Origin of the sequence: Thalassobaculum litoreum DSM 18839 (assembly GCF_900102465.1) — a bacterium.
In the GTDB taxonomy this organism is placed as follows: Bacteria; Pseudomonadota; Alphaproteobacteria; order Thalassobaculales; family Thalassobaculaceae; genus Thalassobaculum; species Thalassobaculum litoreum.
The window spans coordinates 242668-266840 of the sequence record NZ_FNBW01000007.1; the positions used below are offsets into that span (position 1 = coordinate 242668).

Annotated in this window: 25 protein-coding genes and 1 tRNA gene; 13 read left to right on the top strand and 13 right to left on the bottom strand. The window is 67.1% G+C overall.

The window, feature by feature from the left end; translation table 11 throughout:
* Positions 1-4: 4 nt before the first annotated feature.
* Entirely contained in the window at positions 5-817 is an 813-nt protein-coding gene (gene fabI, locus BLS34_RS13285; RefSeq protein WP_028794156.1) for an enoyl-ACP reductase FabI, read from the bottom strand.
* A gap of 104 nt (positions 818-921) precedes the next feature.
* Here fabI and BLS34_RS13290 point away from each other — a divergent pair, with 104 nt between their 5' ends.
* Positions 922-2328: a YihY family inner membrane protein gene (locus tag BLS34_RS13290; RefSeq protein ID WP_093150973.1), complete on the top strand. Its 1407-nt coding sequence runs from the start codon at positions 922-924 to the stop codon at positions 2326-2328.
* Positions 2329-2363: 35 nt separating this feature from the next.
* Here the strand turns inward: BLS34_RS13290 and BLS34_RS13295 are convergent, their stop codons facing one another.
* Together BLS34_RS13295 and BLS34_RS13300 are read right to left on the bottom strand one after the other, a co-directional pair.
* A complete protein-coding gene (locus tag BLS34_RS13295) occupies positions 2364-3353 on the bottom strand; it encodes a DnaJ C-terminal domain-containing protein (protein ID WP_093150975.1) in 990 nt (329 codons plus the stop codon).
* Between the two features lie 160 nt (positions 3354-3513).
* A complete protein-coding gene (locus BLS34_RS13300; RefSeq protein ID WP_028794158.1) occupies positions 3514-3987 on the bottom strand; it encodes an RT0821/Lpp0805 family surface protein in 474 nt (157 codons plus the stop codon).
* A gap of 274 nt (positions 3988-4261) precedes the next feature.
* On the opposite strand from BLS34_RS13300, the gene pdxH reads away from it, so the two are divergent.
* The 4 genes from pdxH to BLS34_RS13320 all read left to right on the top strand — a co-directional run bounded on the left by pdxH (position 4262) and on the right by BLS34_RS13320 (position 6545).
* Complete coding sequence (gene pdxH / locus BLS34_RS13305) at positions 4262-4876, top strand: pyridoxamine 5'-phosphate oxidase (RefSeq protein WP_038013975.1); 615 nt, start codon at positions 4262-4264, stop codon at positions 4874-4876.
* 118 nt (positions 4877-4994) lie between these two features.
* The gene (locus tag BLS34_RS13310) at positions 4995-5849 is read left to right on the top strand and encodes a universal stress protein (protein WP_051244518.1); all 855 of its coding nucleotides are present in this window, start codon (positions 4995-4997) and stop codon (positions 5847-5849) included.
* 28 nt (positions 5850-5877) lie between these two features.
* The gene (locus BLS34_RS13315) at positions 5878-6249 is read left to right on the top strand and encodes a hypothetical protein (RefSeq protein WP_028794160.1); all 372 of its coding nucleotides are present in this window, start codon (positions 5878-5880) and stop codon (positions 6247-6249) included.
* 5 nt (positions 6250-6254) lie between these two features.
* Entirely contained in the window at positions 6255-6545 is a 291-nt protein-coding gene (locus BLS34_RS13320) for a hypothetical protein (RefSeq protein WP_215906104.1), read from the top strand.
* On the opposite strand, the gene BLS34_RS13325 is transcribed toward BLS34_RS13320, so the two are convergent.
* Complete coding sequence (locus tag BLS34_RS13325) at positions 6496-6942, bottom strand: MgtC/SapB family protein (RefSeq protein WP_093151057.1); 447 nt, start codon at positions 6940-6942, stop codon at positions 6496-6498. The genes BLS34_RS13320 and BLS34_RS13325 overlap by 50 nt on opposite strands.
* Positions 6943-7130: 188 nt before the next feature.
* On the opposite strand from BLS34_RS13325, the gene BLS34_RS13330 reads away from it, so the two are divergent.
* From BLS34_RS13330 to BLS34_RS13345, 4 genes are all read left to right on the top strand, one after another.
* A complete protein-coding gene (locus tag BLS34_RS13330; RefSeq protein WP_028794161.1) occupies positions 7131-7871 on the top strand; it encodes an SDR family NAD(P)-dependent oxidoreductase in 741 nt (246 codons plus the stop codon).
* A gap of 13 nt (positions 7872-7884) precedes the next feature.
* On the top strand, positions 7885-8625 hold the full coding sequence (locus BLS34_RS13335; protein ID WP_093150979.1) for a glutamine amidotransferase-related protein: 741 nt from the start codon (positions 7885-7887) through the stop codon (positions 8623-8625).
* A 10-nt stretch (positions 8626-8635) separates the two neighbouring features.
* On the top strand, positions 8636-9430 hold the full coding sequence (locus BLS34_RS13340) for a helix-turn-helix transcriptional regulator (protein WP_093150981.1): 795 nt from the start codon (positions 8636-8638) through the stop codon (positions 9428-9430).
* A gap of 87 nt (positions 9431-9517) precedes the next feature.
* Positions 9518-10168: a LysE family translocator gene (locus BLS34_RS13345; RefSeq protein WP_245701974.1), complete on the top strand. Its 651-nt coding sequence runs from the start codon at positions 9518-9520 to the stop codon at positions 10166-10168.
* A gap of 5 nt (positions 10169-10173) precedes the next feature.
* Here the strand turns inward: BLS34_RS13345 and BLS34_RS13350 are convergent, their stop codons facing one another.
* The 5 genes from BLS34_RS13350 to BLS34_RS13370 all read right to left on the bottom strand — a co-directional run bounded on the left by BLS34_RS13350 (position 10174) and on the right by BLS34_RS13370 (position 15666).
* Positions 10174-10707: a hypothetical protein gene (locus tag BLS34_RS13350; protein ID WP_093150983.1), complete on the bottom strand. Its 534-nt coding sequence runs from the start codon at positions 10705-10707 to the stop codon at positions 10174-10176.
* Positions 10708-10801: 94 nt separating this feature from the next.
* Entirely contained in the window at positions 10802-11665 is an 864-nt protein-coding gene (locus BLS34_RS13355; RefSeq protein ID WP_028794166.1) for an ABC transporter permease, read from the bottom strand.
* Positions 11666-11681: 16 nt separating this feature from the next.
* Positions 11682-13286 (bottom strand): ABC transporter permease, encoded by a 1605-nt coding sequence (locus tag BLS34_RS13360; RefSeq protein ID WP_175474221.1) that lies wholly within the window; start codon positions 13284-13286, stop codon positions 11682-11684.
* 108 nt (positions 13287-13394) lie between these two features.
* Complete coding sequence (locus BLS34_RS13365; RefSeq protein WP_093150985.1) at positions 13395-14465, bottom strand: ABC transporter substrate-binding protein; 1071 nt, start codon at positions 14463-14465, stop codon at positions 13395-13397.
* Positions 14466-14577: 112 nt separating this feature from the next.
* Complete coding sequence (locus BLS34_RS13370; RefSeq protein WP_028794169.1) at positions 14578-15666, bottom strand: ABC transporter ATP-binding protein; 1089 nt, start codon at positions 15664-15666, stop codon at positions 14578-14580.
* Positions 15667-15998: 332 nt separating this feature from the next.
* Here BLS34_RS13370 and BLS34_RS13375 point away from each other — a divergent pair, with 332 nt between their 5' ends.
* Positions 15999-18440, top strand: coding sequence for a GcvT family protein (locus BLS34_RS13375; protein WP_093150988.1), 2442 nt, complete (start codon positions 15999-16001; stop codon positions 18438-18440).
* 345 nt (positions 18441-18785) lie between these two features.
* Here BLS34_RS13375 and BLS34_RS13380 read toward each other — a convergent pair whose 3' ends face one another.
* Together BLS34_RS13380 and BLS34_RS13385 are read right to left on the bottom strand one after the other, a co-directional pair.
* Positions 18786-19676: a lysozyme family protein gene (locus tag BLS34_RS13380; RefSeq protein WP_093150991.1), complete on the bottom strand. Its 891-nt coding sequence runs from the start codon at positions 19674-19676 to the stop codon at positions 18786-18788.
* A 61-nt stretch (positions 19677-19737) separates the two neighbouring features.
* Positions 19738-20871 (bottom strand): N-formylglutamate amidohydrolase, encoded by a 1134-nt coding sequence (locus BLS34_RS13385; RefSeq protein WP_281241208.1) that lies wholly within the window; start codon positions 20869-20871, stop codon positions 19738-19740.
* A gap of 253 nt (positions 20872-21124) precedes the next feature.
* Here BLS34_RS13385 and BLS34_RS13390 point away from each other — a divergent pair.
* The 3 genes from BLS34_RS13390 (at position 21125) to BLS34_RS13400 (ending at position 23073) form a co-directional block, all read left to right on the top strand.
* A tRNA-Val gene (locus tag BLS34_RS13390) sits at positions 21125-21199 on the top strand.
* A 100-nt stretch (positions 21200-21299) separates the two neighbouring features.
* On the top strand, positions 21300-21839 hold the full coding sequence (locus tag BLS34_RS13395; protein ID WP_093150992.1) for a hypothetical protein: 540 nt from the start codon (positions 21300-21302) through the stop codon (positions 21837-21839).
* 223 nt (positions 21840-22062) lie between these two features.
* Positions 22063-23073, top strand: coding sequence for an NAD(P)H-binding protein (locus tag BLS34_RS13400; protein WP_093151064.1), 1011 nt, complete (start codon positions 22063-22065; stop codon positions 23071-23073).
* A 169-nt stretch (positions 23074-23242) separates the two neighbouring features.
* Here BLS34_RS13400 and BLS34_RS25475 read toward each other — a convergent pair whose 3' ends face one another.
* The gene (locus tag BLS34_RS25475; RefSeq protein ID WP_139189313.1) at positions 23243-23485 is read right to left on the bottom strand and encodes a hypothetical protein; all 243 of its coding nucleotides are present in this window, start codon (positions 23483-23485) and stop codon (positions 23243-23245) included.
* Positions 23482-24141, bottom strand: a complete 660-nt coding sequence (folE, locus tag BLS34_RS13405; protein WP_245701975.1) for a GTP cyclohydrolase I FolE — start codon at positions 24139-24141, stop codon at positions 23482-23484. Before folE ends, BLS34_RS25475 begins: the two co-directional genes overlap by 4 nt.
* Positions 24142-24173: the final 32 nt, after the last annotated feature.

Sequence of the window (24173 nt, forward strand, 5' to 3'; positions counted from 1 at the left end):
CCGGTCAGACGACGGAGATGTCGGGCGCGTCCACCGCCTTCATACCGACGATGTTGTAGCCGCAATCGACGTGATGCACTTCGCCGGTCACGCCGGTCGACAGGTCCGACAGCAGGTAGACGCCGGCGCCGCCGACATCCTCCAGCGTCACGTTGCGGCGCAGCGGCGAGTTGAACTGGTTCCACTTCAGGATATAGCGGAAATCGCCGATGCCCGAGGCGGCCAGGGTCTTCATCGGCCCGGCCGACAGCCCGTTCACCCGCACGCCCTGGTCGCCCATGTCGACGGCGAGGTAGCGGATGCTGGCCTCCAGCGCCGCCTTGGCCACGCCCATGACGTTGTAGTGCGGCATCACCCGCTCGGCCCCGTAATAGGTCAGGGTCAGCAGGCTGCCGCCGTCCTTCATCAACGGGGCGGCGCGCTTGGCGACGGAGGTGAAGGAGTAGCAGGAGATGTCCATCGTGCGCCGGAAGTTGTCGCGCGAGGTGTCCAGGTACTTGCCCTTCAGCTCGTCCTTGTCGGAATAGGCGATGGCGTGCACCAGGAAATCCAGGCTGCCCCAGGTCTCGGCGATGCGGCTGAACACCCGGTCGACGCTGGAATCGTCGTTCACGTCGCAGGGCTCGACCATGCTGCTCCCCAGCTGATCGGCCAGCGGTCGCACCCGCTTCTCCAGGGCCTCGCCCATATAGGTGAAGGCAAGCTCGGCGCCTTGATCGGCGGCCGCCTTTGCAATGCCCCAGGCGATGGAACGGTCGTTTGCCACGCCCATGATCAGGCCGCGTTTGCCCGCCATGATGCGGGGATCTTTCGTCATTAAATCCTCGATATCGCCAATCAGCATGCAGTGACGCATCCTACACCATCGATCCACACCCGCAAGCAAGCGCGCCGATGGCTTTGACGTGTTAGGATCGCCGCATGGAATCACCGGATAAGAAGAAGTCTTCCAGCCGGTTGGACCGCTGGAAGGCCCATCGCGCCACGCGAATCGCGGTCGATGTCGGCAACTACGCCTTCTACGCGGTGCGCCGGTTCTATGCCGATCAGGGGGCCCAGGCAGCGGGTGCGCTGACCTATACGTCGCTGCTTGCGCTGGTGCCCCTGCTGGCCATCGCGTTCGCCATCTTTTCCGCCTTCCCGGTTTTCGAGGCGATCCAGGACCGGTTCGAGGCGATGCTGTTCGAGAATCTGGTGCCGGAGGTCGGCCTGGAGGTGCGCAGCTACATCGCCGACTTCACCCAGAACACCACCAACCTGACCGCGGTCGGCGTGGTGGCCCTGGGCGTGTCCGCGGTCCTGCTGCTGGCGACCATCGAGGCGACCTTCAACCGGATCTGGCGGGTACAGCGCAGCCGGCCGCTCGTCTCCCGGCTGCTGATCTTCTGGACCATGCTGACCCTGGGCCCGTTGCTCCTGGCCGTCAGCTTCACGCTGACCACGGACATATTCGTCGCGATCCAGCGCCTGGCCTGGGAAGGGGCCGGGGTGATGCCGATCGACCTGACCGGCAAGCTCGGCTTCTTCAATCGGCTGTTCGCCGCGCTGATCCAGACCGGCGCCTTCACCGTGATGTTCATGCTGGTGCCGGCGCGCCAGGTCCGGCTGCGCGACGCGCTGATCGGCGGGGCGGTCAGCGGGATTGCCCTGGAGCTGCTGAAGTGGGGCTTCCGCTGGTATCTCTCCTCGTTTCCGACCTATCAGACGATCTACGGCGCGGTGGCGGTGGTGCCGATCTTCCTGATCTGGCTGTACATGGCCTGGACGATCGTGCTGTTCGGCGCGGTCTTCGCGGCCTCGTTTCCTGAATGGTGGCGCTCGCGGGTGCCGGGCGTGACGGCCGCCCTGTCGCCGGCCCTGCGGCTGGAGGCGGCGGTCGCACTGCTGGCGGTGATCTCGGCCAAGGCGCGGACCGGCGGGGCGGTCGACGCGGAATCCCTGGCCGACGCCCTGCCGCTGGACGCCCGGGATTCGGTGATAGAGGACCTGCGGGTGACCGGCTATGTCGCCGCCACCGACGAGGACAATTACAGCCTGACCCGCGATCTGCGCCACGCCACGGTGGCCGAACTGGCCCGCGACCTCGGCGTGACCCTCGGTCTGATGCGCAAGCTGGAAGTGAACAAGATGATGACCCGGGTGCTGGACGGCCGGCTGGGGCCGGTGCCGTCCCTGCTGCGCGAGCTGGCCGATGCCGAGGACCGGCTGCTCGGGGTGTCGCTGGCCGACGTGATCGACCAGTCGATCCGCGACCGCGCGTCGGAATGGGAGGCCAAGGGCGTGATCACCATGCTGCCGCGGACCGACGGAAGCGCGCCGGCGGAGTAGCCGGTCGCCTCAGCCCGGGACTCTAACCCGGCAGTTCAGCCCAGCGACTTGCGCGGGTTGTAGGCGTGGGTGGCGCCCCATTTCTCGATGAACTGGGTCAGGTCGGCATCCACGTTTTCCGGCAGCATCACACGCAGGGTGACGTACTGGTCGCCCGGCTCGCCGCCGCCCTTGGCCGGCACGCCCTTGCCGCGCAGGCGCATGCGCTTGCCGCCGTTCGAGCCCTTCGGGATCTTCAGCGAGACCGAGCCGTGCACGGTCGGCACCGTCACGCTGGCGCCGAGAATGGCCTCCTGCAGGGTGATCGGCAGGTCCAGCAGGATGTCGTCGCCCTCGCGGGTGAAATGGGCGTGCGGCTCGACATTCAGCTCCAGATAGGCGTCGCCGGCGGGCAGGGCGCTGCTGGCCGGCTTGCCCTGGCCCTTCAGGCGCAGCACGGTACCGTCCTCGGTCGCCGGCGGGATCGTCAGGTTGACGACCTTGCCGTCGCTCAGCGTCACCCGCTTCTTGATGCCGCTCACCGCCTCCACGAAGGGGATCTTCAGGCGGTAGCGCAGGTCCTGGGAGTTGCGCCGCGGCGAGCTGCGCGGGCCGGCGTCGCCGGCGGAGGGTCCGCCGGCCGTGCCGGACCGTCCGGCGCGCCACTGCTTGAGGATCTCTTCGATCGGGTCGCCGCTGCCGTCGCCGTCGAACGTGTCGTCGAAATCGAAGGTGCTGCCGCGGCCCGAGCCGGTGCCGCCGGTGGCATGGCCGCTGCGCGACTTCCAGCCCTTGGACCAGAAGCTACCGCGGCCGCGACGCTCGCGGCCGTCCGGATCGATCTCGCCGCGGTCGTATTTCTTGCGCTTGGCCGGGTCGCCCAGCAGGTCGTAGGCCGAGCTGACCTCCTGGAACTTGCGGGCGACGTCGTCGTCGCCCTGGTTCAGGTCGGGATGGTATTTCTTGGCGAGCTTGCGGTAGGCGGCCTTTACCTCGTCCTGGGAGGCCGACGGGGTAACGCCGAGAACCTTATACGGATCGCTCATCCGCCGACTCCCGTCGGCGGATGAAGGATCGACATGATCGGGAACCTGGCCGTGGGCCGTTCCATTGCCGCAGATACCTCGTCAGGAAACTCGAAGCGTGAGTGTCCGACCAGAGGTCGTCCCGGATCAAGACTTTGTAAAGGGGGTCGCCAGACCGACCTCAGTTGACCACCTTCCAGGTGCCGTCCGGCTGGCGGCAGGCGGTGCCGAAGGCTTCTTCCGTGCGGCCGCCGACATTGATCGTCTGCGAGTACTCGCGGCAGTACTGGCCGTTGTTCGTCTGATAGGTCCGGGTCGGTGTCACGGTGCCGTAATTACCCGAATCGGGGTTGCTCCAGGTCGAGCTGGCGCCGCTCGGCTGGTTCTCAAGCGTGTTCTGGGTGGTCGAGGCCAGCGCCGCCTTGTCGGCCCGGTCGAGCGACTTGCCGACCTCGCTGCCGATCAGCGCGCCGAGCAGGGTGCCGGCTGCGACGGCGGCGAGCTGGCCTTTGCCCTGGCCGAACTGCGAGCCGGCGACGGCGCCGCCGAGGCCGCCGAGAACGGCGCCGCCGGTCTGCTTGGCCCCGGTGTCCGCGCAGGCGGCAAGGCCGAGGCTGAGCGCCATTGCGGAGACGATTGCGGTCTTGCGGAACATGATCTTCTTACCTTTCGCATGAGCCCGGCATTTTCCGGCCGGACTGATTCCCCTGAATTCCCCATCCAAAGCCGGGGCAGTGACGCCTTCGACGATGGAGATCGCGGAACTCGCAGCTAGAAACGTAACGGCCACGACGATCCGTCGGTTCCTTCAACTCTTTTTTGCGCACCGATATTCCATCGCCACGCCGCTCCGGTCGGCAATTCGGCACTGGATATGGCGTCGCTCTCGCCATATTGAAGGCCGGACACCGGCATCGAGGGGATGTGACATGAGTGACGACAAGGCCATTTTCGAGCCGCAGACCGACGATCCGTTCGAGCAGTTCCGGCTCTGGTTCGCCGAGGCAGAGGCCAGCGAGGTCAACGACGCCAACGCGATGACCCTGGCGACCGCCGGTTCCGACGGCCGTCCTTCGGCCCGGATCGTGCTCATGAAGGACTACGACGAGAGCGGTGTCGTGTTCTACACCAACACCGAGAGCCAGAAGGGTCTGCAGCTTGCCGTGAACCCGTTCGCGGCTCTGCTGTTCCACTGGAAGTCCCTGCGCCGCCAGGTCCGCTTCGAGGGGGCGGTGACGCCGGTGACCGCGGCCGAGGCCGACGACTATTACGACAGCCGTCCGCGCAACAGCCGGATCGGCGCCTGGGCCTCGCAGCAGTCGCGTCCGCTCGCCGACCGGGCGACGCTGATGCAGTCGGTCGAGCGCTTCAGCGGCGAATATCCCGGCGAGGCGGTGCCGCGCCCGCCCTACTGGTCCGGCTACCGGCTGTCGCCGCTGCGCATCGAGTTCTGGCACGACGGGGCGTTCCGGCTGCACGACCGTTTCGTCTTCACCCGCCAGGCCGAAGGCCAGCCCTGGAGCGTGCAGCGCCTGTATCCCTGAACCGGAAAACGGGCCGCATATCGCTTGATCTGCATCAAGGTCGGTTTGCATCGCCTGACCTAGCCTCCACATACGAGAGGGCGACCGCCCGATCGACTACCGGCCATGGAGGCATGAGATGAAACGGATCTTCGTTCCGCTGCTTGGTGAGCTTGGCGACCGTGCGGCCCTGGATGCTGCGGGCAAGCTGCTGGCGGCGTCCGGCGGCTTTGTCGATGCGCGCGTGCTGCGCCGCGATCCGCGCGATGTCCTGCCGATCGTCGGGGAGGGCTTCGGCGCGGCGATGATCGACGAGGTCATGGCCGCCGCGGAGAAGGGCTCCCAGGAACAGGCGGCGAAAGCCAGGAAGAACTTCGACGAGTGGGCAACGGCAGCCGGCGCCAATGTCGGCGCGGCCCCCGGCGCCGAGGGCCTGAGCGCGACCTTCGGCGAACTGGTCGGCCCAGTGCCGGGCGTCGAGGTGGCCGCGGAGCGCGTCAGCGATGTGGTGATTTGCGCCCGCGCCCCGCGGGATGTCAGCCCGGACCGGGCGGCCCTGCTGGAAGTGGCGGTGATGGAGGCCGGGCGGCCGGTCATCGTCGTTCCCGACGCGGAGCTGGAGAGCATCGCCACCACCATCCTGGTGGCCTGGAACGGCTCGGCCGAGGCGGCACGGGCGGTCTCGATGGCGATGCCGCTGCTGCTGCAGGCGGGCAAGGTGGTCGTCGTGACAGTCGATGACGGCGACGTGTCGGCCGATCCCGAACCCCTGGCCGATACCCTGCGGGCCAACGGCGTGAAGGCTGAGGCGGTGAAGGCGACGATGGACAAGGCCGGCGTGGCGGCGACCCTCGAGGTCGAGGCCGGCAAGCAGAAGGCCGACCTGATCCTGATCGGCGCCTACAGCCACAGCCGGGTCCGCGAATTCGTCATGGGCGGCGTCACGGACGATGCCTTGACCGAAGGATCGGTGCCCATGATGCTGGCCCGATAACAACGAAAAACGTGAAGGAATCACCGGAATGAGCGTGCGAACCATTCGTTTGGAGCTGGCCCGCGGCCCCGAGTTTCCCGAGGGCAGCGCCTCTCGCGGCTACGAGTTCAAGGCGCCGCTGACCGCGGACGGTACGCTGGACCATGACGCGTGGTCCAAGGTGCGCAGCGACTGCACCTTCCGGCGGTTCTGGGACGGTGCGGCGGAGGAGACCGGTCATCTGGTCCACCGCCGCGGCAACCGCTGGCTGTTCCACTACGACGGCGTGACCCACGAGGAAGATGAGGAGGACGACATGATCTTCAAGTTCGACCGTCATCACTTCGTCGAAGGCGAATACGTGTCGATCACCGAACACGACGGCGAGCAACACACCTTCCGCGTCGTCAGCGTCCGCTGAACCGGGTGTCGCGCCGGTTGGACGAGGGCTGGCTGGTTTTCGACAGCGTCGAGAACCGCCAGCACGACCGGTGTGTGGATCTGTTTTCCCGACCGGACGGCAGCTACGGCTTCGAGGAGTTCCGGCGCGACCCGGAAGACGGCGGGGGCTGGACGCCGGTCGCCTACCACTCCGCCGCCCGGTTCGAGACGGCGGCGGCCGCATCGGCGGCCGCCACGGAACAGGTGCCCTGGCTGGCCGAGGCGCTCACTCGTCGCCGACGCAATCCCGTCGCCGCTCGGCGCGGCGCTCGATGAGCCCGATCACCACCAGCACGATCACGCCCAATACCGCCGTCATGCCGGCGAGGTAGAGCTGGCCGACGCCGCAGGCCACGCCGAGGGCGCCGGTCAGCCACAGGCTGGCGCCCGTGGTGATGCCTTCCACCTCGCCCTTGTTGCGGATGATGGCGCCGGCGCCGAGGAAGGCGATGCCGGTGACCACCGCCTCCAGCACGCGGGTCGGGTCGATGCGGACATGCTCGTCCCAGCCGTCGACCGAGTCGACGATCTCCATGGCGATCAGCGCGAAGGAAGCCGAGGCGAGCGACACCAGCATGTGCGAGCGCAGGCCGGCCGGCTTGCGGTGCAACTCCCGATCGAGGCCGATGACCATGCCCAGCAGCAGGGCCAGGCCCAGTCTTTCAGCGTACATGGCTGTGTCGCTGCTGGTGAATTGGCCGATGGTCGGCAAGAGATCCTGCACGGGGCGTCCTTTCCCGGCTAGTGGCGCATCGTCGGGAAACGGTCCGGCTCGGAGCCGGTTCCTCAACCCGTGGGAAATGCCGTTGCACCCTGTCTGCGCAGGTGACGCCCTGCGCCGATGGGGATAGGCTCCGACCCATGTCAGACGACTCAAAACTCATGCTTCTCACCGGCGCCAGTCGAGGGATCGGCCACGCCACCGTTCAGATCTTCGTGCGCCGGGGTTGGCGGCTGCTGACCTGCTCGCGCGACGCGCCGCCGGCGGAATGCCTGCGCGACCCCGACCGGGCCTGGCACATCTCCGCCGACCTGTCGGATCCCAAGAGCCTGGACGCCTTCATCGACGAGGCGAACGAGTGGCTGGGCGACCGGCCGCTGCACGCCCTGGTGAACAATGCCGGCTGGTCGCCGAAATCGTCGTTCAAGGAGCGGCTCGGCGTGCTGAACGGCGATCTGGAGGCCTGGCACCGGGTGTTCGAGGTGAATTTCTTCGCGCCGCTGAAGCTGGCGCGCGGCTTCGCCGCCTCGCTGCACAAGGGCAAGGGGGCGATCGTCAACATCACCTCCATTGCCGGCCACGAGATCCATCCCTTCGCCGGCTCGGCCTATTCCACCTCCAAGGCGGCCCTGTCGGCGCTGACCCGGGAGATGGCCAACGAGTTCGCCGAGCTGGGCGTGCGGGTGAACGCGGTGGCGCCGGGCGAGATCGAGACCGCCATGCTGTCGCCGGAGACCGAGGTGCTGATCCCGCGCATCCCGCTGCAGAAACTCGGCCAGCCGAAGGACGTGGCCGGGGCGATCTACTACCTGTGCAGCGAGGACAGCGAGTATGTCACCGGCACCGAGATCTTCGTGACCGGCGGCCAGCACATCCTCTAGGGAGAGAGTCGAGATGCGGATCTGCGTGATGGTATGCGCCCATGTCGGGCCGGATCTGGCCGACGTGCTGGATCCGTATCTGGAGATGTTCCGCCGGCTGCTGGCGCCGCATCTGCCGGAGGCGACCATCACCGGCTCGATGATCATCGAGGGCACGTTCCCGGCTTCCGTCGAGGATCACGACGTCTATGTCTTCACCGGCAGCCCGCACGGGGTCTACGAGAATCTCGACTGGATCCGCCGGGCCGAGCAGTTCGTGCGCGACGCGGCGGCCGCCGGCAAGGTGCTGATCGGCGGCTGTTTCGGCCACCAGCTCATCGCCCAGGCGCTGGGGGGTACGGTGGTGAAGTCGGACAAGGGCTGGGGCATCGGCGTGCACACCCATCCGGTCCTCAGGCGCGAGGCCTGGATGGACGGCGGCCCCGATCGCCCGAACGTGGTGGTCAGCCACCAGGATCAGGTGGTGGAGGCGCCACAGGGCGCGGTGGTGCTGGCCGGCACCGAGTTCTGCCCCAACGCCATGCTGCGGATCGGTGAGAAGATCCTGACCTTCCAGGGTCATCCGGAAATGACCATTCCCATCGTCGACCGCCTGCTCGATCTGCGCGAGCAGCGAGTCGGCGCCGAGGTGTTCGCCGCCGGCAAGGCGTCGCTGCAGAAGCCGCTCGACCACGACGCCATGGGCGCCTGGATCGCCGGGTTCATCCGCCGGGCCCTGGACGCGTCGGCCGGCAAGACCGTCGCGGCGGAGTAGGGGGCGGCCGGTGGAGCGCGGCTCCGTCACGATCCGCCGCGACGTGATCGACGGGGTCGACGCGGTCCTGGCCGATACCGACCGCAGCTTTCCCCGCCATTGCCACGACCAGTTCGGCGTCGGCGTGATCCTCGACGGCGCGCAGATCTCCGCCAGCGGACGCGGTCAGGTCGAGGCCGAGGCGGGCGACGTGATCACCGTGAACCCGGGCGAGGTGCATGACGGCGCACCGATCGGCGGCGGGCGCCGCTGGTCCATGCTGTATGTCGAGCCGAGCCGAATGGCGTCGTTGGTTGACGAGGTGGATGGGCGGGCCGACACCGGCCGCGAATTCACCGCCCCCGTCGTGACCGACCGGCGGGTCGCCGCCCGTGTCGCGGCCATGATCGCCGCGATCCATCGGGCGGCATCGGATGGCGAGGGCCTGGAGAGCGAGGAGCGGAGCCTCCTGGCGCTGGCGCCGCTGCTCGGCGTTCGCGCGGCGGGGCCGGGACCCGTCGGCGGTATCCGCCGTGCGCTGGAGCTGATCGATAACGATCCGACGGCGCCCCTCGGCCTGCGCGAGCTAGCCGCGGCGGCGGGACTCAGCCGGTTCCAGGTGGTGCGGGGGATCGCGCGGGCGACGGGGCTCACCCCCCATGCCTATCTGCTGCGGCGGCGGATCGAACTGGCCCGCCGGCAGATCCGCGGCGGTCTGCCCCTGGCCGAGGTCGCGGCGGCCTGCGGATTTTCCGACCAGAGTCACATGACCCGGCTGTTCACTCGCCGCTTCGGCTACCCGCCCGGTGCCTATGCCGGCACCTGAGCGTCGGGCCTGCAACTTCGTTCAAGACCGGGGAACGCGGCTTCCGCTCTTCTGACGGCCGTTGAAGCCGTCGAGAGGAGAGGGATCGTGATCGACGACGCATTGAGGGCCGCCCTGGCGTCTGCACTCGCACCGGACTACCTGCTGACGTCGCTGGCGGTCTGCGTCATGCCCGGGACCGGGGTGATCTACACGCTGGCCCACGGTGTGGGACGCGGGAGCCGGGCCAGCCTGATCGCCGCCTTCGGCTGTACGCTGGGCATCGTGCCGCATCTGGTCGCCTGCGCGGTGGGGCTTGCGGCGCTGCTGCATTCCAGTGCGGCGGCCTTCCAGGCGGTGAAGCTGCTCGGCGTGGCGTATCTCTTCTACATGGCCTGGGGGATTCTGCGGGACGGCGGGGCGCTGGAGGTGACGTCCGAGCGCGACGGGCGCCCGGCCCATCGCATCATCCTGAGCGGCATCCTGCTCAACCTGCTGAACCCGAAGCTGACGCTGTTCTTCCTGGCGTTCCTGCCGCTGTTCCTGCCGGCGGACGCGCCGGCCCCGGCGCTGTCGATCCTGGTGCTGGGGGCGGTGTTCATGGCGATGACCTTCGCGGTCTTCGCGGTCTATGGCCTCTGCGCGTCGGCCGCCAGAACCTACGTCCTGGCGAAACCGTCGGTCATGAAAATTCTGAGATACGGATTTGCCGGCGCCTTCGGCCTGCTCGGCCTGCGCCTGCTGCTGAGCGAGCGGTAGCCCGGCTAACCCCGAAGCCCGCGCACCCACTCGATGCGGCGGTCGATCTGGTCGATCTCGTGGCCCAGCCAGTCGTCCAGCAGGCCGCCGCCCCATTCCTCATGGGCGGCTAGGTCGGCCAGACGGGCGCGCTCGCCCTGGTACATGACCTCCAGCGCGTGCAGCTGCTCGCCGCGGCCTTCGGCGTCGAGCTGGTCGATGAAGCGCAGCTTGAGGGCGAGCACCAGCTTGTTCAGGTCGGACACGCCCGGGCGCAGCGGCGAGGTCAGGTAGCCGGACAGCGCCTCGCGTCCCTCGTCGCTCAGCCGGAGCAGGGCGTTGTCGCCGGAGCCCTGACCTGGTACCGCCTCGATCAGCCCCTCGAACTTCAGCAGCTCGATGGAGGTGCCGAGCAGGTCGAGGGACGGGCCGACGATGCGGGCCGCGAATTCCCGAACCTCGGCGGACAGGTCGCTATAGACCCGTTCGCCCTCCGCCAGCAGGCCGAGCGCGGCGAGACGAATGGCTTCCTTGGGAACGAGAGAATTGTCGCGGTACATGCCCCTGCCTCCAGGCGTGGCGGTTCCCCATTCATATGATGCGTCCGGGACCAAAAGTCCAGCAGCTTGTTGCGAATGATTCGCGAAAACGCCGTCAGTAGGTCACACCGCGCATCTTCTCGTTGCGCCGCCGCAGGAGCTCGATGGTCGCCAGCAGCATCGTGGAGATGATGATCAGCAGGGTCGCCACGGCGAGAATCGTCGGGCTGATCTGCTCGCGGATGCCGGCCCACATCTGTCGCGGGATGGTGCGCTGCTCGAACCCGGCCATGAACAGCACCACGACCACCTCGTCGAACGAGGTGACGAAGGCGAACAGGGCACCGGAGATCACCCCCGGAAGGATCAGCGGCATGATCACCTTGAAGAAGGTGGTCGGCATGTCCGCGCCCATGCTGTTCGACGCCCGGATCAGGTTCTTGTCGAAGCCGACCAGGGTGGCGGTGACCGTGATCACCACGAACGGCGTGCCGAGCGCGGCGTGCGCCAGGATCACGCCGGTATAGGTCTGCGCCAGCGCGAAATCGCTGCCGAAGGGGGCCGAGTAGAAGAAGAACATGGCGGCCGCGGTGATGATCAGCGGCACGATCATCGGCGAGATCAGGATGCCCATCAGCAGGCTCTTGGCCGGCAGCTCCGCCCGCGACAGACCCAATGCGGCCAGAGTGCCGAGCGAGGTGGCGACCAGGGTGGAGGCGATGCCGATGATGAAGCTGTTCTTGATCGAGTGCAGCCACTGCTCGTTGTTCACGATGTCTGCGTACCAGCGTAGCGAGAAGGCTTCCGCCTCGAAGCGCAGCATCTCCGGCGTGAAGGTGAAGTACGGCTCCGCGTTGAACGACAGCGGGATGATCACGAGGATCGGCACGATCAGGAAGAAGAAGATCGCCGCACAGATCAGCCGGTAGAGATAGTACCAGACCCGCTCAAGGGGACCTGCGTAGCTGGGAATTGCCATATCGCCGTCCCTCCGCTCAGCCGAGCTTCATGTTGTCGATGCCGACCAGGCGGTCGTACAGCCAGTACATCACCAGCACGCCAGCCAGCAGGATCGTGCCGAGCGCGGCCGCGAGGCCCCAGTTCAGCGATTTCTGCATGTGATAGGCGATGAAATTGGAAATCAGCTGGCCGTCCTGACCACCGACCAGGGCCGGGGTGATGTAGTAGCCGATCGCCAGGATGAACACGAGGATCGAGCCGGCGCCGATGCCGGGCACGGTCTGCGGCATGTACACCCGCACGAAGGCGATCAGCGGGTTGGCGCCCAGCGACCGGGCGGCGCGCATGTAGCTCGGCGAGATCGTCTTCATCACCGAGTACATCGGCAGCACCATGAACGGCAGCAGGATATGCGTCATGGCGATGATCGTGCCGGTCATGTTGTAGATCATCTCGATCCGGTTATCGTCGGAGAGGATCCCGAGGAAGACTAGGGTGTCGTTGATCACGCCCTGGGTCTGCAGCAGCACGATCCACGACGTCGTGCGCACCAGCAGCGAGGTCCAGAACGGCAGCAACACCAGGATCAGCAGCAGGTTGCCCTTGGACGGCGGCAGCGTCGCCAGCAGGTAGGAGATCGGATAGGCCAGGATCAGGCAGGCGACCGTCACGCCGATGGAGACGTAGATCGTCTTCATGAACAGCTGGACGTAGATCTGCTTCCACTCCGGCTGCATGACGATGTTGCCTTCGATGTCATACGTCCGGTCGACCGCGTTCAGGTAGTAGCTGAAGGTGATCGGCGAGGAGACCTGCTTGATGATCGTCCAGGTCCTCGGCTTGCCCCAGTCCGGGTCGACGCCGACCAGGGCGAAGCGTAGCGGGTTCTCGCGGATCTCGCCCGCCCCGGTGGCGGTCTTCTCCAGCAGGGCCGCGAGCTCCTCGTTCTCGGCCTGCACCAGCGGCAGCAGCCGGTCGAGCGAACCGTCCGCCTGCGCGCTCTCCAGTTCCGTCAGAAGCGTGGGGTAGGTCTCCGGCTTCGGCGTCTTCTCGGCGAAGGGCGAGTTGCCGGTCTCCCACTTGCGCAGCAGGGCGGCGGTCTCCGGCAGTACCTCGGCGAATTCCGGCGTCTCGGCCAGGGCGTCCAGGGTCGGCCAGGTCGCCTTGTCCTCCCAGCGCTCGTCGAAACCGACCAGGGCGAACTGCATCGGGTCGTCCTGGATCTTGGCGGCGGCGCGCTGCGACTTGTTGATCAGGGAGCGGAAGCCGCCGTCCTCGTAGTTCAGGCGGGCGCCCATGCGGCCGATATTTCGTCGCTGCCCCTCGCTGCGGTCGCCCATCTCCTGGATGAAGGCGGCGAAGACCGCGTCCTGCGGCAGGCCCTCGCCGTCCCAGTTCTCCAGTTCGGCGACAGTCTGCGGGATGGCTTCGTTCACTTCCGGGTTGTCGACGCTGCGCATCAGCATGTCGACGATCGGGAAGATGAAGGTGACCAGGATGAACAGCAGCAGCGGGGCGACCAGCAGGAAGGCGCGGATCTTGCTGCGCCTTGTGGCGCGGGCCAGAGCCACCTTCAGGGGCGTGCCGTCGGCCATGGTCAACGGCCGTGCCGGGCCTGCCTCTTCTACCGCATGCGCCATCGGGGTCTCCCGCAATCGGGTTGTCGGCCGCTCAAACGAGCGGGGAGAAAAAGTGCAAAACGAATGAATGGGGAGGGGAGAGCGGCGCACCGCTCTCCCCGAAAGGTCTTAGCTGGCGAGCCAGGCGTTGAAACGCTCGTTCAGCTCGTCGCCGTAGTCCGCCCAGAACTCGAAGTCGTTCTGCAGCGGGTTCTTGAAGTTGTCCGGCGCGGTCGGCATGTGCGGCTGCATCTCCGGCAGGATCTTGTCGAAGGACGACTTACGCACCGGGCCGTAGGAGATGTACTTCGCCTGGTCGGCGAGGCGCTGGGTGTCGGTGGAGAACTTGATGAACTCCCAGGAACGCTCCATGTTCGGCGCACCCCTCGGGATGACCCAGAGGTCGATGTCCCAGACCTGACCGTCCCAGACGATCTCGAACGGCTTGTTCTCCTTGGCGATCGCGTTGAACAGGCGACCGTTATAGGCGGTGGTCATCACGACCTCGCCGTCGGCCAGAAGCTGCGGCGGCTGGGCGCCGGCTTCCCACCAGATGGTGTCGTCCTTGATGGTGTCGAGCTTGGCGAACGCCCGCTCCACACCTTCCGGGGTCGCCAGCAGGTCGTAGATCTCGTCGGACGGCACACCGTCCGCCAGGAGGGCCATCTCAAGGTTGGCCTTCGGGGTCTTGCGCATGCCGCGCTTGCCCGGGAACTTCTCCAGGTCGAAGAAGTCGGCGATCGTGGTCGGGCCGGTGTCGAACTTGGTGGTGTCGTAGGCGTAGACGGTCGACCAGACGATGGTGCCGACCGCGCACTCGTGCACGGTACCGGCAATGAAGTCCTCGGCCGCCGCCGTGCCGTCGTCACCCGCCGGCAGATCGTCGGTCGGGAGGGTTTCGAGGATGCCCTCGTCGCAGCCGCGGACCGCGTCGGACAGCTCGACGTCGACCAGGTTCCAGGTCACGTTGCCGGCCTCGACCTGGGCGCGGATCTCGGCGAGACCGCCGTTGTAGTCCTCGGAGTTGATGGTGTCGCCGGTCTGCGCGATCCACGGCTTGTGGTACGCCTCGACCTGGCTCTTGGTGTAGGCACCGCCCCAGGACACGATGGTCAGGGTCTCCGCGGAGGAGGTCCCCGCGTAGCCGATCGCCGCAAGCGCGACCGCCGCGACTCCCGCCGACTTCAATAGATGGTTCATTGAACAAGTCTCCCTGTGTTGTGCCGGAAGTTTCCGGCGACTGCCCCTGAAGTCTTTGTGTTCGAGGACCGGACGGGGGTCGCGACCGGCCCGTACTCCCGAATGGCGACCGTCAGGCGTCTAGCGCCCGACAATCGTCCAGGGCCCAGCCGACCTGAACCTTCTGTCCACGGCTCAGCGACGCATGGGCGTGGGAATTCGGCACTTTGACGATGAACTCGTCATCGCCGCAGGTGCTCACCCGTGTACGGATGTGATCGCCGAGGTAGATCAGTTCCTCGACCTTCGCATCGAATACGTTGGGCATGCTGCCAGGCGCCGGATCGAGCGCTACCCGCTCGGGCCGCAGCGACAGGGTCGTCTGCGAGCCGGTGCCGTTGTGATTGACGCTCAGCGCCTGGATGATGTGGCCGTCCACATCGACCGTGCAGCTGGTGCCGTTGACTTCCTTCACCGTCCCGCGCAGGCGGTTGTTCTCGCCGATGAACTCGGCGACGAAGGCGTTGTCCGGCCGCTCGTAGAGGTCCGGCGGCGTGGCGAGCTGCTGGATCTTGCCGTCGTTGAACACGGCGATCCGGTCCGACATGGTCAGCGCCTCGGACTGGTCGTGGGTCACGTACACGACCGTCATCCCGAGCTGCTCGTGGATGTGCTTGATCTCGTACTGCATCTGCTCGCGCAGGTTCTTGTCGAGCGCGCCGAGCGGCTCGTCCATCAGCACCAGATCGGGTTCGAACACCAGGGCGCGGGCCAGGGCGACGCGCTGCTGCTGGCCGCCGGAAAGCTGGCCCGGCCGCCGGCCGCCGAAGGCGCCGAGCTCGACCATGTCGAGCGCCCGCTGGACCTTCGCCTCGGTATCCGCCTTGGACAGCTTTCGGACCTGCAGCGGGAACGCGAGGTTCTCGGCAACGGTCATGTGCGGGAACAGGGCATAGTTCTGGAAAACCATCCCGATTCCACGTTTGTGCGGCGGCACGTGATTGAGCTCGCGGCCGCCGAGCATGATCGTCCCTTCCGTAGGCGTCTCGAAACCGGCCAGCATCATCAGACAAGTCGTTTTGCCGGACCCGGAAGGTCCAAGCATGGTCACGAACTCGCCAGCCTGAATATCGAGATTGAGGTCTTTAACGACGAGGATCTCCCCGTCATACGTCTTCTGGACCTCTACGAATTGGACGAACGGCGTCTTTTTTTCCGCCATGTCCCCCTTGCCACCCTAGACTCGCGCCGTGCCGCTCTCCCTAAAGCAACACGCCCTGTTCGGCGCGGCATTGCGCGCCCTTTGTTTCGCAAAACCCTAAGACAACGGTGCGCGGCCTGTAAAGCGCGTCGTTGCGGTGCGAAAGGAAGGACCCCAGGAACGGCGGAACCCTGCGACATTGCCACAAATGCGACACGCGACCGTCGCCTACGGGTCGGGACGGCTTTGCGATCGACGGCACTCTGCGCCCATGACGGGCGAGGCTCATGACGGGCGAGCCGGCCCGATGTCGGTGGCGGGGCGCGTGCCCGGTGCGATTGCGGGAGACGGATATGAAGGATACGGCTCGGGTCGTCGTTATCGGCGGGGGCGTGGTCGGGGTGAGCACGCTGTACCACCTCGTCAAGAAGGGCTGGTCGGACTGCGTTCTGCTGGAACGCACCGAGCTGACCGCCGGCTCCACCTGGCATGCCGCCGGCCTGCTGCCGCTGTTCAACATGAGCTACTCGGTCGGCCAGCTGCACCAGTACTCGGTCGAGCTGTACAAGACCCTGGAGGCGGAGACCGGTCAGGACGTCAGCTTCCACGGCGTCGGCAACCTTCGGCTCGCGACCAACCGCGACCGCATGGACGAGTACCGCAACTACCAGTGCACGGCCGAGACCATCGGCGTCGACTGCCACCTGGTCGGCGTCGACGAGATCAAGAAGCTCTGGCCGCTGATCAATGCCGAGGGGCTGATCGGGGCGCTGTGGCACCCGACCGACGGGCATATCGCCCCGGTCGACGTGACCATGGCCCTGGCCAAGGGGGCGCGGATGCATGGCGGCACGATCCACCAGCACACCGAGGTCACCGGCATCGAGCGCGACAACAACGAGTGGATCGTCCACACCTCGAAAGGTTCGATCCGCTGCGAGCATGTGGTGTCGGCCACCGGCAACTACGCGCGCCAGACGGCGCTGATGGTCGGCCTGCAGATCCCGGCGATTCCCGTCGAGCACCAGTACATCGTCACCGATGTCGACCCGACGCTGAAGGAATACCGCGAGGCCGGGAACCCGGAGCTGCCGGTGCTGCGCGAGTCGGACAGCCAGTACTATTTTCGCGAGGAGCGCATGGGCTGGATCCTCGGCCCGTACGAGCGATTCGCCCCGGCCTGCTTCGTCGACGGCGTGCCCTCGACCTTCGAGAAGGACCTGTTCCCGGGCGACCTGGAGCGGCTGATGCCCCATGTGGAGGCCTGCATGAGCCGGGTCCCGTCGTTCGAGACCGCAGGCATCAAGGACATCGTGAACGGCCCGATCTCCTACACCCCGGACGGCAACCCGATGGTCGGCCCGGCCTTCGGCCTGCCGAACTTCTGGCTCTCGGAAGGCCACAGCTTCGGCGTGACCGCGGCCGGCGGCGCCGGCTGGCAGCTCGCCAACTGGATCGTCGACGGCGAGCCCTCGGTCGACATGATCGGCGTCGATCCCCGGCGCTTCGGCGTGGTCTCCAAGAACTTCGCCAAGATCAAGAACGAGGAGGCGTACGAGCACGTCTTCGTCAACCACTTCCCCATGGAGGAGCGCGAGGCCGGGCGGCCGGCCAAGACCGTGCCGATCCACGGCCGGCTCGATGCCGCCGGTGCCGTCTGGGGCGCGCGTTTCGGCTGGGAGCGCCCGAACTGGTACGCCCCGGAGGGCGTGGCCCGCAAAGACGAATACTCGTTCCGCCGCTCCAACTGGTTCCCCCATGTGGGCAACGAGGTGGCGGCGATGCGCGAGCGCGTCGGCCTGCTGGAGCTGTCCTCCTTCGCCAAGTACATGGTCGAGGGGCCGGGCGCGCGGGCCTGGCTCGACCACATGGTCGCCAACATCATCCCGAAGAAGATCGGCCGCATGAGCCTGAGCCACGCGCTGAACCCCTCGGGCTCGATCCGCTCCGAATTCACCATCTCGCGACTGCCCGACGGGCTGTACGGCGAGCGCTTCTACCTGGTCGGCCCGGGGGCCGGTCACGACTACGACTGGGACTTCCTCACCAAGCAGCTGCCGCGCGACGGGTCGGTGATCCTGTCCGACCTGACCACCCAGTACGGCGTGCTGGTGCTGGCCGGTCCGATGGCCCGCAGGGTGCTGGAGAAGCTGGCCGATGCCGACGTCACCAACGAGGCCTTCCCCTGGCTGACCGTGCAGGACATCCCGGTCGGCTGGTGCCCGACCGTGCGCGCCCTGCGGGTCAATTTCGTCGGCTCGCTGGGCTGGGAACTGCACCACCCGATCGAGTACCAGGCCCATCTCTACGACGCGATCATGGAGGCGGGCCGCGAGTTCGACATCGGGCTGGTCGGCCTGCGGGCGATGGACAGCATGCGCCTGGAGAAGAGCTACCGGCTCTGGGGCACCGACCTGAACGCTGAGAACTCGGCGCTGGAGGCCGGGCTGAACCGCTTCGTGCGGCTGAACAAGGGCGATTTCGTCGGCCGCGACGCGCTCACCCGCCAGCAGGAGGCCGGCGTGCCGAACACGTACTGCACGCTGGAGATCGATGCCGGGGACGCCGACAGCTTCGGCAACGAGCCGGTGTTCATGGACGGCGAGGTGGTCGGTCGCGGCACGGCGGGCGGCTACGGCCATCATGTGAAGAAGTCGCTGATGCTGGGCTATGTGAAGACCGAGTTCGCCGAGATCGGCCGCGAATGCCAGGTCCGGGTCATGGGCGAACTCCGCCCGGCCCGCATCGTCCCGGAGAGTCCCTACGACCCCGAGAACGAGATGCTCCGGGCGTAAGGCGCGCGCGGCCGGCGGCGGCGTTGCAGACGAGGTGGCAGACGAGACGGGCGGCGGCGCTTCCGACGGGATGAGACGGCCGGCGGCCCCGGAGGTCGCCGCCGGTTTGGCATCGTCATCTGACCGTTTCAGTTTCTTGTTCTTCTTCCTCCCCACACCCACTCCCCGGATTTAGTCCGGGGCCCACGCCCGGGGTGTTCCTGGATGTGCCGCCCTTGCGCTCCGATGCGCTCGCCCCGGACTAAATCCGGGGAGTGAGAGAGAAGAGGGAAGGGAGAGGGCGAGGCCGGTGTCCGCTCGGCCTCACCCGCCAGCGGTCATCCGCCAACGATCGCTTGCCAGCGATCACCCGCCCTGCTGCTGCGCCTCGCGCTTGGCCTTGCGCTCGCGGAAGGCGGCGAGCGCCTTTGCCTTGCGGGCCTCGAACTCTGACATCATCCGGGCTTCGGTCAGGTCCGCCTGGCGCTGCAGGAAGGCCACGTTCGCCGCCCGGGCCGCGGCGCGCACCCGCTGCAGCTCCGTCTGCCTGGCGCGCTCCTTGAGCATCTCCTGGCGGTCTTCCATATGCCGGCGGGCGACGGCGCTGTGCACGATCGGCAGGCCGGCCGCGCTGGCCACCAGGTGCTCGCGCTGGCCGTACCACAGTTCGTAGACCTTCTTCTGGTAATACGGGCCGCGCTCCTCGTCGCGGGAGTGGTAATAGGCGACCGCCTTCGGCCACGACTGGGTCGTCTCGTTCAGGTCGGCCAGGAAGGCCGCGGCGTATTCGGCGTTGGCACCCGGGTCGAAGGCATGCTCCAGGTCGCGGAACGCGTCGCCGTGGTAGTACAGGTTGATCTGCATGCAGCCGACATCGATGTTGGTGATGCCGCGGGCCTGCAGCCGCCTCACCTCGGCAATCGCCGCCGCCTTGCTCGGCAGATATCGCCCGACGCCCTCCGCCATCACCGTCCACGGCCAGGAAAAGCTTGCCTTGTGGGGGCTGCTCCAGCGTCCGGTCTCGGCCAGCGAGATCGCCGCCAGCAGGTGCGGCGGCAGGCGGTTGTCGATCTCGGCCTGGCGGGTCGCGGCCACGCAGAGCCCATGCGCCTCGGGGGTCACCGGGGCGGTGGGCGCGGCCTGGGCCGGGCCGATCAGCGCCGGGCCGAGCAGGGCCGGAACGAGCAGCGCCGCGAGCGCGACAAGAACGGCCCTGGCAGACAGGGCTTTGGCAGACAGGGCTTTGGCAATCGGCATGGCGGACCTCCTTTGCCGAAGGTAAAGCAAGTGCCGTGCCAGATCGTTCGGAGGGGAGGTGTCAGTCGGCGTCGCCCAGGGGACGGCGCGGATCGAAGGTGGAGAGCCCGGCGATCGCCCGGCGCATGTCGGCGGCCAGGCGCTGCAGCCCGGCGGTGCGTTCGAGCCGCCGCTCGTCCATGTAGAGGCCGCGCTTGACCTCGATCTGCAGGGCGTGGATGCCGAGATCCGGGCGGCCGTAATGGCGGGTCACGTAGCCGCCGGCATAGGGGCTGTTGCGCCGCACCCGGTAGCCCTGGTGGCCGAGCAGCCGCTCGACCCGGCCGGTCAGCACCGGCGAGCAGCTGGTGCCGTGGCAGTCGCCCAGCACGATGTCGCTCACCGGATAGCTGCGGCCGTCGGCGCCGATGGTGTGCACGTTGGACGGCATGGAATGGGCGTCGACCAGGATGCAGTAGCCGAAGCGGCTGCGGGTCTCCTCGATCGCCTCGGTCAGGGCGGCGTGATAGGGCCGCCAGTAGCCCTCGATCCGGTGCACCGCGTCCTCGAAGGCGAGCTTGCCGGCATAGACCGGCACGGCGTTGGAGACGACCCGGGCAATGGTGCCCAGTCCGGCGGCGATCCGCGCGTTGCGGGTGGTGACGTAGTCGGGCAGCGGGTCGGAGAACATCGCCGGGTCGAGCTCGTAGGGCTCGCGGTTGGCGTCCACATAGACCCGCGGAAAGGTGGCGGCGACCAGCGGCGCGCCGAGCTCGGGGGCGGCGGCGAACAGCTCGTCGACGAAGCTGTCCTCGCTGGAGCGCAGGGTGCGCTCGTCGAGCCCAGTGCGGGTCAGCAGATCGTCGGGATAGTGGCGCCCGGAATGGGGCGAGGAGACGACGATCGGCAGGGTCTGGCGCACCGGCCGGCGCACCGTGACCGGCGGCGGCGGCGCGTCAGCGGCGGTGACAGCGGCGGCGGCTGTGGCGGTGACTGAGGCGGCGGCCGCGATGGCGGCAGCGGGGCGGGGGGCGGCGGGGTCCGGGACGGCGGGGACCACCGTTGAGACGGCGCGGGAGGCGGTCTGAGGGACGGCTGCCACGCGGGTCGGGCCGGGGGCTGAGTCGGAAGCGGCCACGCTCGCCGGCATGCCGGTCTCGGCGGGTTCGGGCAGGCTGTCGACGCGCTCGTCCATGACATTCAGATAGAGCAACACGGCGCCCCTGTCACCGGTCTGAGCGCGACCCGCGTCGCCGGAGCGTCCGGGGACGCCGGCGCCGGGGCGAGGGGACGGTCCGGTGGGGCGGCCAGGGCACCTGAGGGTCGGCCGGACGGGGCGCGAGGCGGGGATGTGAAAATAGGGTTGCCAAGCTTGGAGAGGGGCATTAAGACCAGCCGCTCGCGGCACGGAATTCCCGTCAGTGCCGCCGCCGACAGGTCCCTCCCGGGGCCGATCAGACCGGCACAGTGGGCGCGTAGCTCAGCGGGAGAGCACTACGTTGACATCGTAGGGGTCGCTGGTTCAATCCCAGCCGCGCCCACCACGCATCCGGTTGATGTCATTGACATTTTCCGGCTCAGGCTAGGTCCAAAACTCGACGGAGACCGTTGCTGTCACACTTTGTGTCACAGTGAGGTCCACCCATGCCCACCATCCGCGAGCGGAACCGCCGCTGGCAGGCCCAGGTGCGTGTCGCCAACAAGGCCACCATCACCAAGACCTTCGACCGTTACCAGGACGCCGTCGCCTGGGCGGCCGAGACTGAGAAGAGCGTCCGTCGGTCGCTCGCGAATGACACCGGCATTCATGTCGCGCAGACGACCCTTGGTGACCTGATCGACCGGTACCAGCGGGAGATCACACCAGCCAAGCGCAGTTCAGAGGTCGAGGCGCTGCGCCTGGGAAAGATGCGACGGGACGCGATCTCAGGTTTGGTGCTGTCAAAGCTCTCCCCCTCGGTGGTGTCGGACCACCGTGACCCCAGGATGGCTGAGGTGTCCGTCGATACCGTCAGACGGGATCTCGGCACGTTGCAGCATGTCTGGGACGTCGCGCATCGCTCCTGGGGCCTGGTGGGGCTGGATAACCCCTTCCGGCTGGTGCGGAGGCCCAGCCCAGCGCCCGGACGCTCACGTCGGCTTCCCATTGAAGAGCAGGCCCGCCTCGAAGCGCGCAGGCCTTGAAGACCTGCATTTCCACGACCTGCGGCACGAAGCGATCACCAGGTCAGTTGCCGTCACCGGACGGCGGGACTGTGGAGGGCGAGAGATAATTGCCGACCGGGTTCCGTCGCCGCGTAGCCCCGCAAGATAAGGCTGCGCCACGAAGGCCTTCACGCAGCGACTGCCGGTCGGTGCGGCACTTGCTTCGCTACCAATGTCCTCTGCCTTCCTTCACACTGCTGCGATGGATCAGGCGACATCCAAAAGCCCCGATGTCCCGCGCGGGTCCAAGCGGGTCGTCGTGCTCGGCGGCACCGGAACGATCGGACGCGCGACCGTCAGCGCCCTTCTCGAGCGAGGGCACCGGGTGATATGCCCTGTGCGCCCCGCGAGCCTCGACACGGCGCGCCTGCAGCTCCCCCCGGACGCCGACATCCGGCCGTGCGAGATCACCGATCCCGCCGCCCTTGCCCGCGATGGCTTTCGCGGCGAGACCTTCGACGCATTGGTCTCCTGTCTTGCCTCCCGTTCTGGCGCACCGAGGGATGCGTGGGCCATCGACTACACCGCGCATTCGCAGGCCCTCGGCGTTGCGCGCAGCTCAGGCATCTCGCACATGGTCCTGCTCTCGGCGATCTGTGTGCAGCGACCCCGATTGGCGTTCCAGAAGGCCAAGCTTGCCTTCGAGGAGGAGCTGATCGGGTCCGGCCTGACATCCTCGATCGTGCGGCCGACCGCCTATTTCAAGTCGCTGTCGGGGCAGATCGACCGGGTTCGTCGCGGAAAGCCGTATCTTGTGTTCGGGAACGGTGAGCTCACGGCCTGCAAGCCGATCAGCGACAGGGATCTGGGAAATTTTCTCGCAGACTGTCTCGACGACGCGTCTCTCTGGAACCGGGTGCTTCCGATTGGCGGGCCGGGCCCCGCCATAACGCCCCTTGCGCAAGCCGAACGGCTCTTCGAGCTGCTCGACGAGGCGCCGCGCGTGCGGCGGGTGCCGGTCGGGCTGCTCGACGCCATAATCGTGGGCCTGAGTGTGCTCGGAACAGTTTCGCGGCGTCTGCGCGACAAGGCAGAACTGGCTCGGATCGGGCGATACTACGCAACCGAGTCGATGCTGGTGCTCGATCCGGCGACGGGTCGCTACGACGCAGATGCGACACCGTCCACGGGCGCCGACACGCTTTTCGATTTCTACGCAAAGATCGTGGCCCAAGAGGAGTCGGTCGATCTTGGGGAACACGCGGTTTTTTGACGTTCAGCGTCTCGGGTCGCAGCCGATCACCAGTGACTTCAAAAGGCGACCTTCCGCGCTTCCTTTCGGGCGGCTTCGCAGCTGCGGCGAATGCTGCCAAGGAGATTGAGGCGCAAGCCTCAGCCCGGGCTTGCGTGAAACGTCAAACCGCCGATTTTCCAAACGGCCTCTAACCCGACAGGGCATTTTCCAGGCGCTGGATCAGGGAGCGGAGTTCGAGCGACGTCGAATTTGCGACCTGCAATCGGCCATGAACAGGGTGATCGGGCTCGATGTCGGACAGGCAGAGGTACAGCGTCGACAGAAGGCGCCCTGTGACGTTGTTGATATCGTGCACGAGTGCCTGAGGGCTGGGTTCTGCGTCGTTCGTATCGCCACTCGGTCGGCACTGGCCGGCGTCCGTTTCCGTCATGGACGCGCGCCGATCGCGTCGAGGAATCGCTGCTGCATGGTCAGGTCTTCCGCGAGAAGTCCCCTGAAATCCTGTGTGCGGAGGCGCGGGCTCCGCTTGTTGACTCCTCGGAGGGTCATACACCCGTGCTCCGCATCGACGATGACGCCCACAGCTTGCGGGTTCAGGCCGTCTTCGATGCATTGCGCGATTTGCGACGTCATCCGCTCCTGAATCTGCAGGCGGCGCGCATAGGCATCGACGACGCGGGCCAGTTTGCTGATGCCGACGACCGAACTCGCCGGCAGATAGGCCACATGGGCCTTGCCGACGATCGGCGCCAGATGATGCTCGCAGTGGGAAACGAAATCGATGTCGGTCAAGATGACGAGGTTCTGGTACCCCGACACTTCGGAGAACGTGGTGGTGAGGAGAGCCTTCGCGTCCACGGCATAGCCGCTGCAATACTCGGAGAAAGCGCGCACGACTCTGGCCGGGGTCTCCAGCAGCCCATCGCGGCCCGGATCCTCGCCGATCCCGCGCAGCAAGGCGCGAATGCCCGACTCCGCAGCGGCGAGCCGGTCTTCTCCTGATTCGGCGACGAACTCGCCGTCGTCTGAGAGCTGGTGTGCGGCAAGACCGCCACTGCGCATGATCGAAACGGGCATATCCGTCATTTTAGGCACTCCATCCCTTTTGAGACTCGCGC

Coding starts and splice junctions, on each gene's coding strand:
- folE (WP_245701975.1), bottom strand. CDS start 24,141: ATGACGGATATGCCCGTTTCGATCATGCGCAGTGGCGGTCTTGCCGCA.
- BLS34_RS13355 (WP_028794166.1), bottom strand. CDS start 11,665: ATGGCAATTCCCAGCTACGCAGGTCCCCTTGAGCGGGTCTGGTACTAT.
- BLS34_RS13380 (WP_093150991.1), bottom strand. CDS start 19,676: ATGCCGATTGCCAAAGCCCTGTCTGCCAAAGCCCTGTCTGCCAGGGCC.
- BLS34_RS13325 (WP_093151057.1), bottom strand. CDS start 6,942: ATGTACGCTGAAAGACTGGGCCTGGCCCTGCTGCTGGGCATGGTCATC.
- fabI (WP_028794156.1), bottom strand. CDS start 817: ATGACGAAAGATCCCCGCATCATGGCGGGCAAACGCGGCCTGATCATG.
- BLS34_RS13370 (WP_028794169.1), bottom strand. CDS start 15,666: ATGGCGGAAAAAAAGACGCCGTTCGTCCAATTCGTAGAGGTCCAGAAG.
- BLS34_RS13395 (WP_093150992.1), top strand. CDS start 21,300: ATGCCCACCATCCGCGAGCGGAACCGCCGCTGGCAGGCCCAGGTGCGT.
- BLS34_RS25475 (WP_139189313.1), bottom strand. CDS start 23,485: ATGACGGAAACGGACGCCGGCCAGTGCCGACCGAGTGGCGATACGAAC.
- BLS34_RS13290 (WP_093150973.1), top strand. CDS start 922: ATGGAATCACCGGATAAGAAGAAGTCTTCCAGCCGGTTGGACCGCTGG.
- BLS34_RS13315 (WP_028794160.1), top strand. CDS start 5,878: ATGAGCGTGCGAACCATTCGTTTGGAGCTGGCCCGCGGCCCCGAGTTT.
- BLS34_RS13400 (WP_093151064.1), top strand. CDS start 22,063: ATGGATCAGGCGACATCCAAAAGCCCCGATGTCCCGCGCGGGTCCAAG.
- BLS34_RS13365 (WP_093150985.1), bottom strand. CDS start 14,465: ATGAACCATCTATTGAAGTCGGCGGGAGTCGCGGCGGTCGCGCTTGCG.
- BLS34_RS13330 (WP_028794161.1), top strand. CDS start 7,131: ATGTCAGACGACTCAAAACTCATGCTTCTCACCGGCGCCAGTCGAGGG.
- BLS34_RS13375 (WP_093150988.1), top strand. CDS start 15,999: ATGAAGGATACGGCTCGGGTCGTCGTTATCGGCGGGGGCGTGGTCGGG.
- BLS34_RS13350 (WP_093150983.1), bottom strand. CDS start 10,707: ATGTACCGCGACAATTCTCTCGTTCCCAAGGAAGCCATTCGTCTCGCC.
- BLS34_RS13360 (WP_175474221.1), bottom strand. CDS start 13,286: ATGGCGCATGCGGTAGAAGAGGCAGGCCCGGCACGGCCGTTGACCATG.
- pdxH (WP_038013975.1), top strand. CDS start 4,262: ATGAGTGACGACAAGGCCATTTTCGAGCCGCAGACCGACGATCCGTTC.
- BLS34_RS13300 (WP_028794158.1), bottom strand. CDS start 3,987: ATGTTCCGCAAGACCGCAATCGTCTCCGCAATGGCGCTCAGCCTCGGC.
- BLS34_RS13310 (WP_051244518.1), top strand. CDS start 4,995: ATGAAACGGATCTTCGTTCCGCTGCTTGGTGAGCTTGGCGACCGTGCG.
- BLS34_RS13335 (WP_093150979.1), top strand. CDS start 7,885: ATGCGGATCTGCGTGATGGTATGCGCCCATGTCGGGCCGGATCTGGCC.
- BLS34_RS13295 (WP_093150975.1), bottom strand. CDS start 3,353: ATGAGCGATCCGTATAAGGTTCTCGGCGTTACCCCGTCGGCCTCCCAG.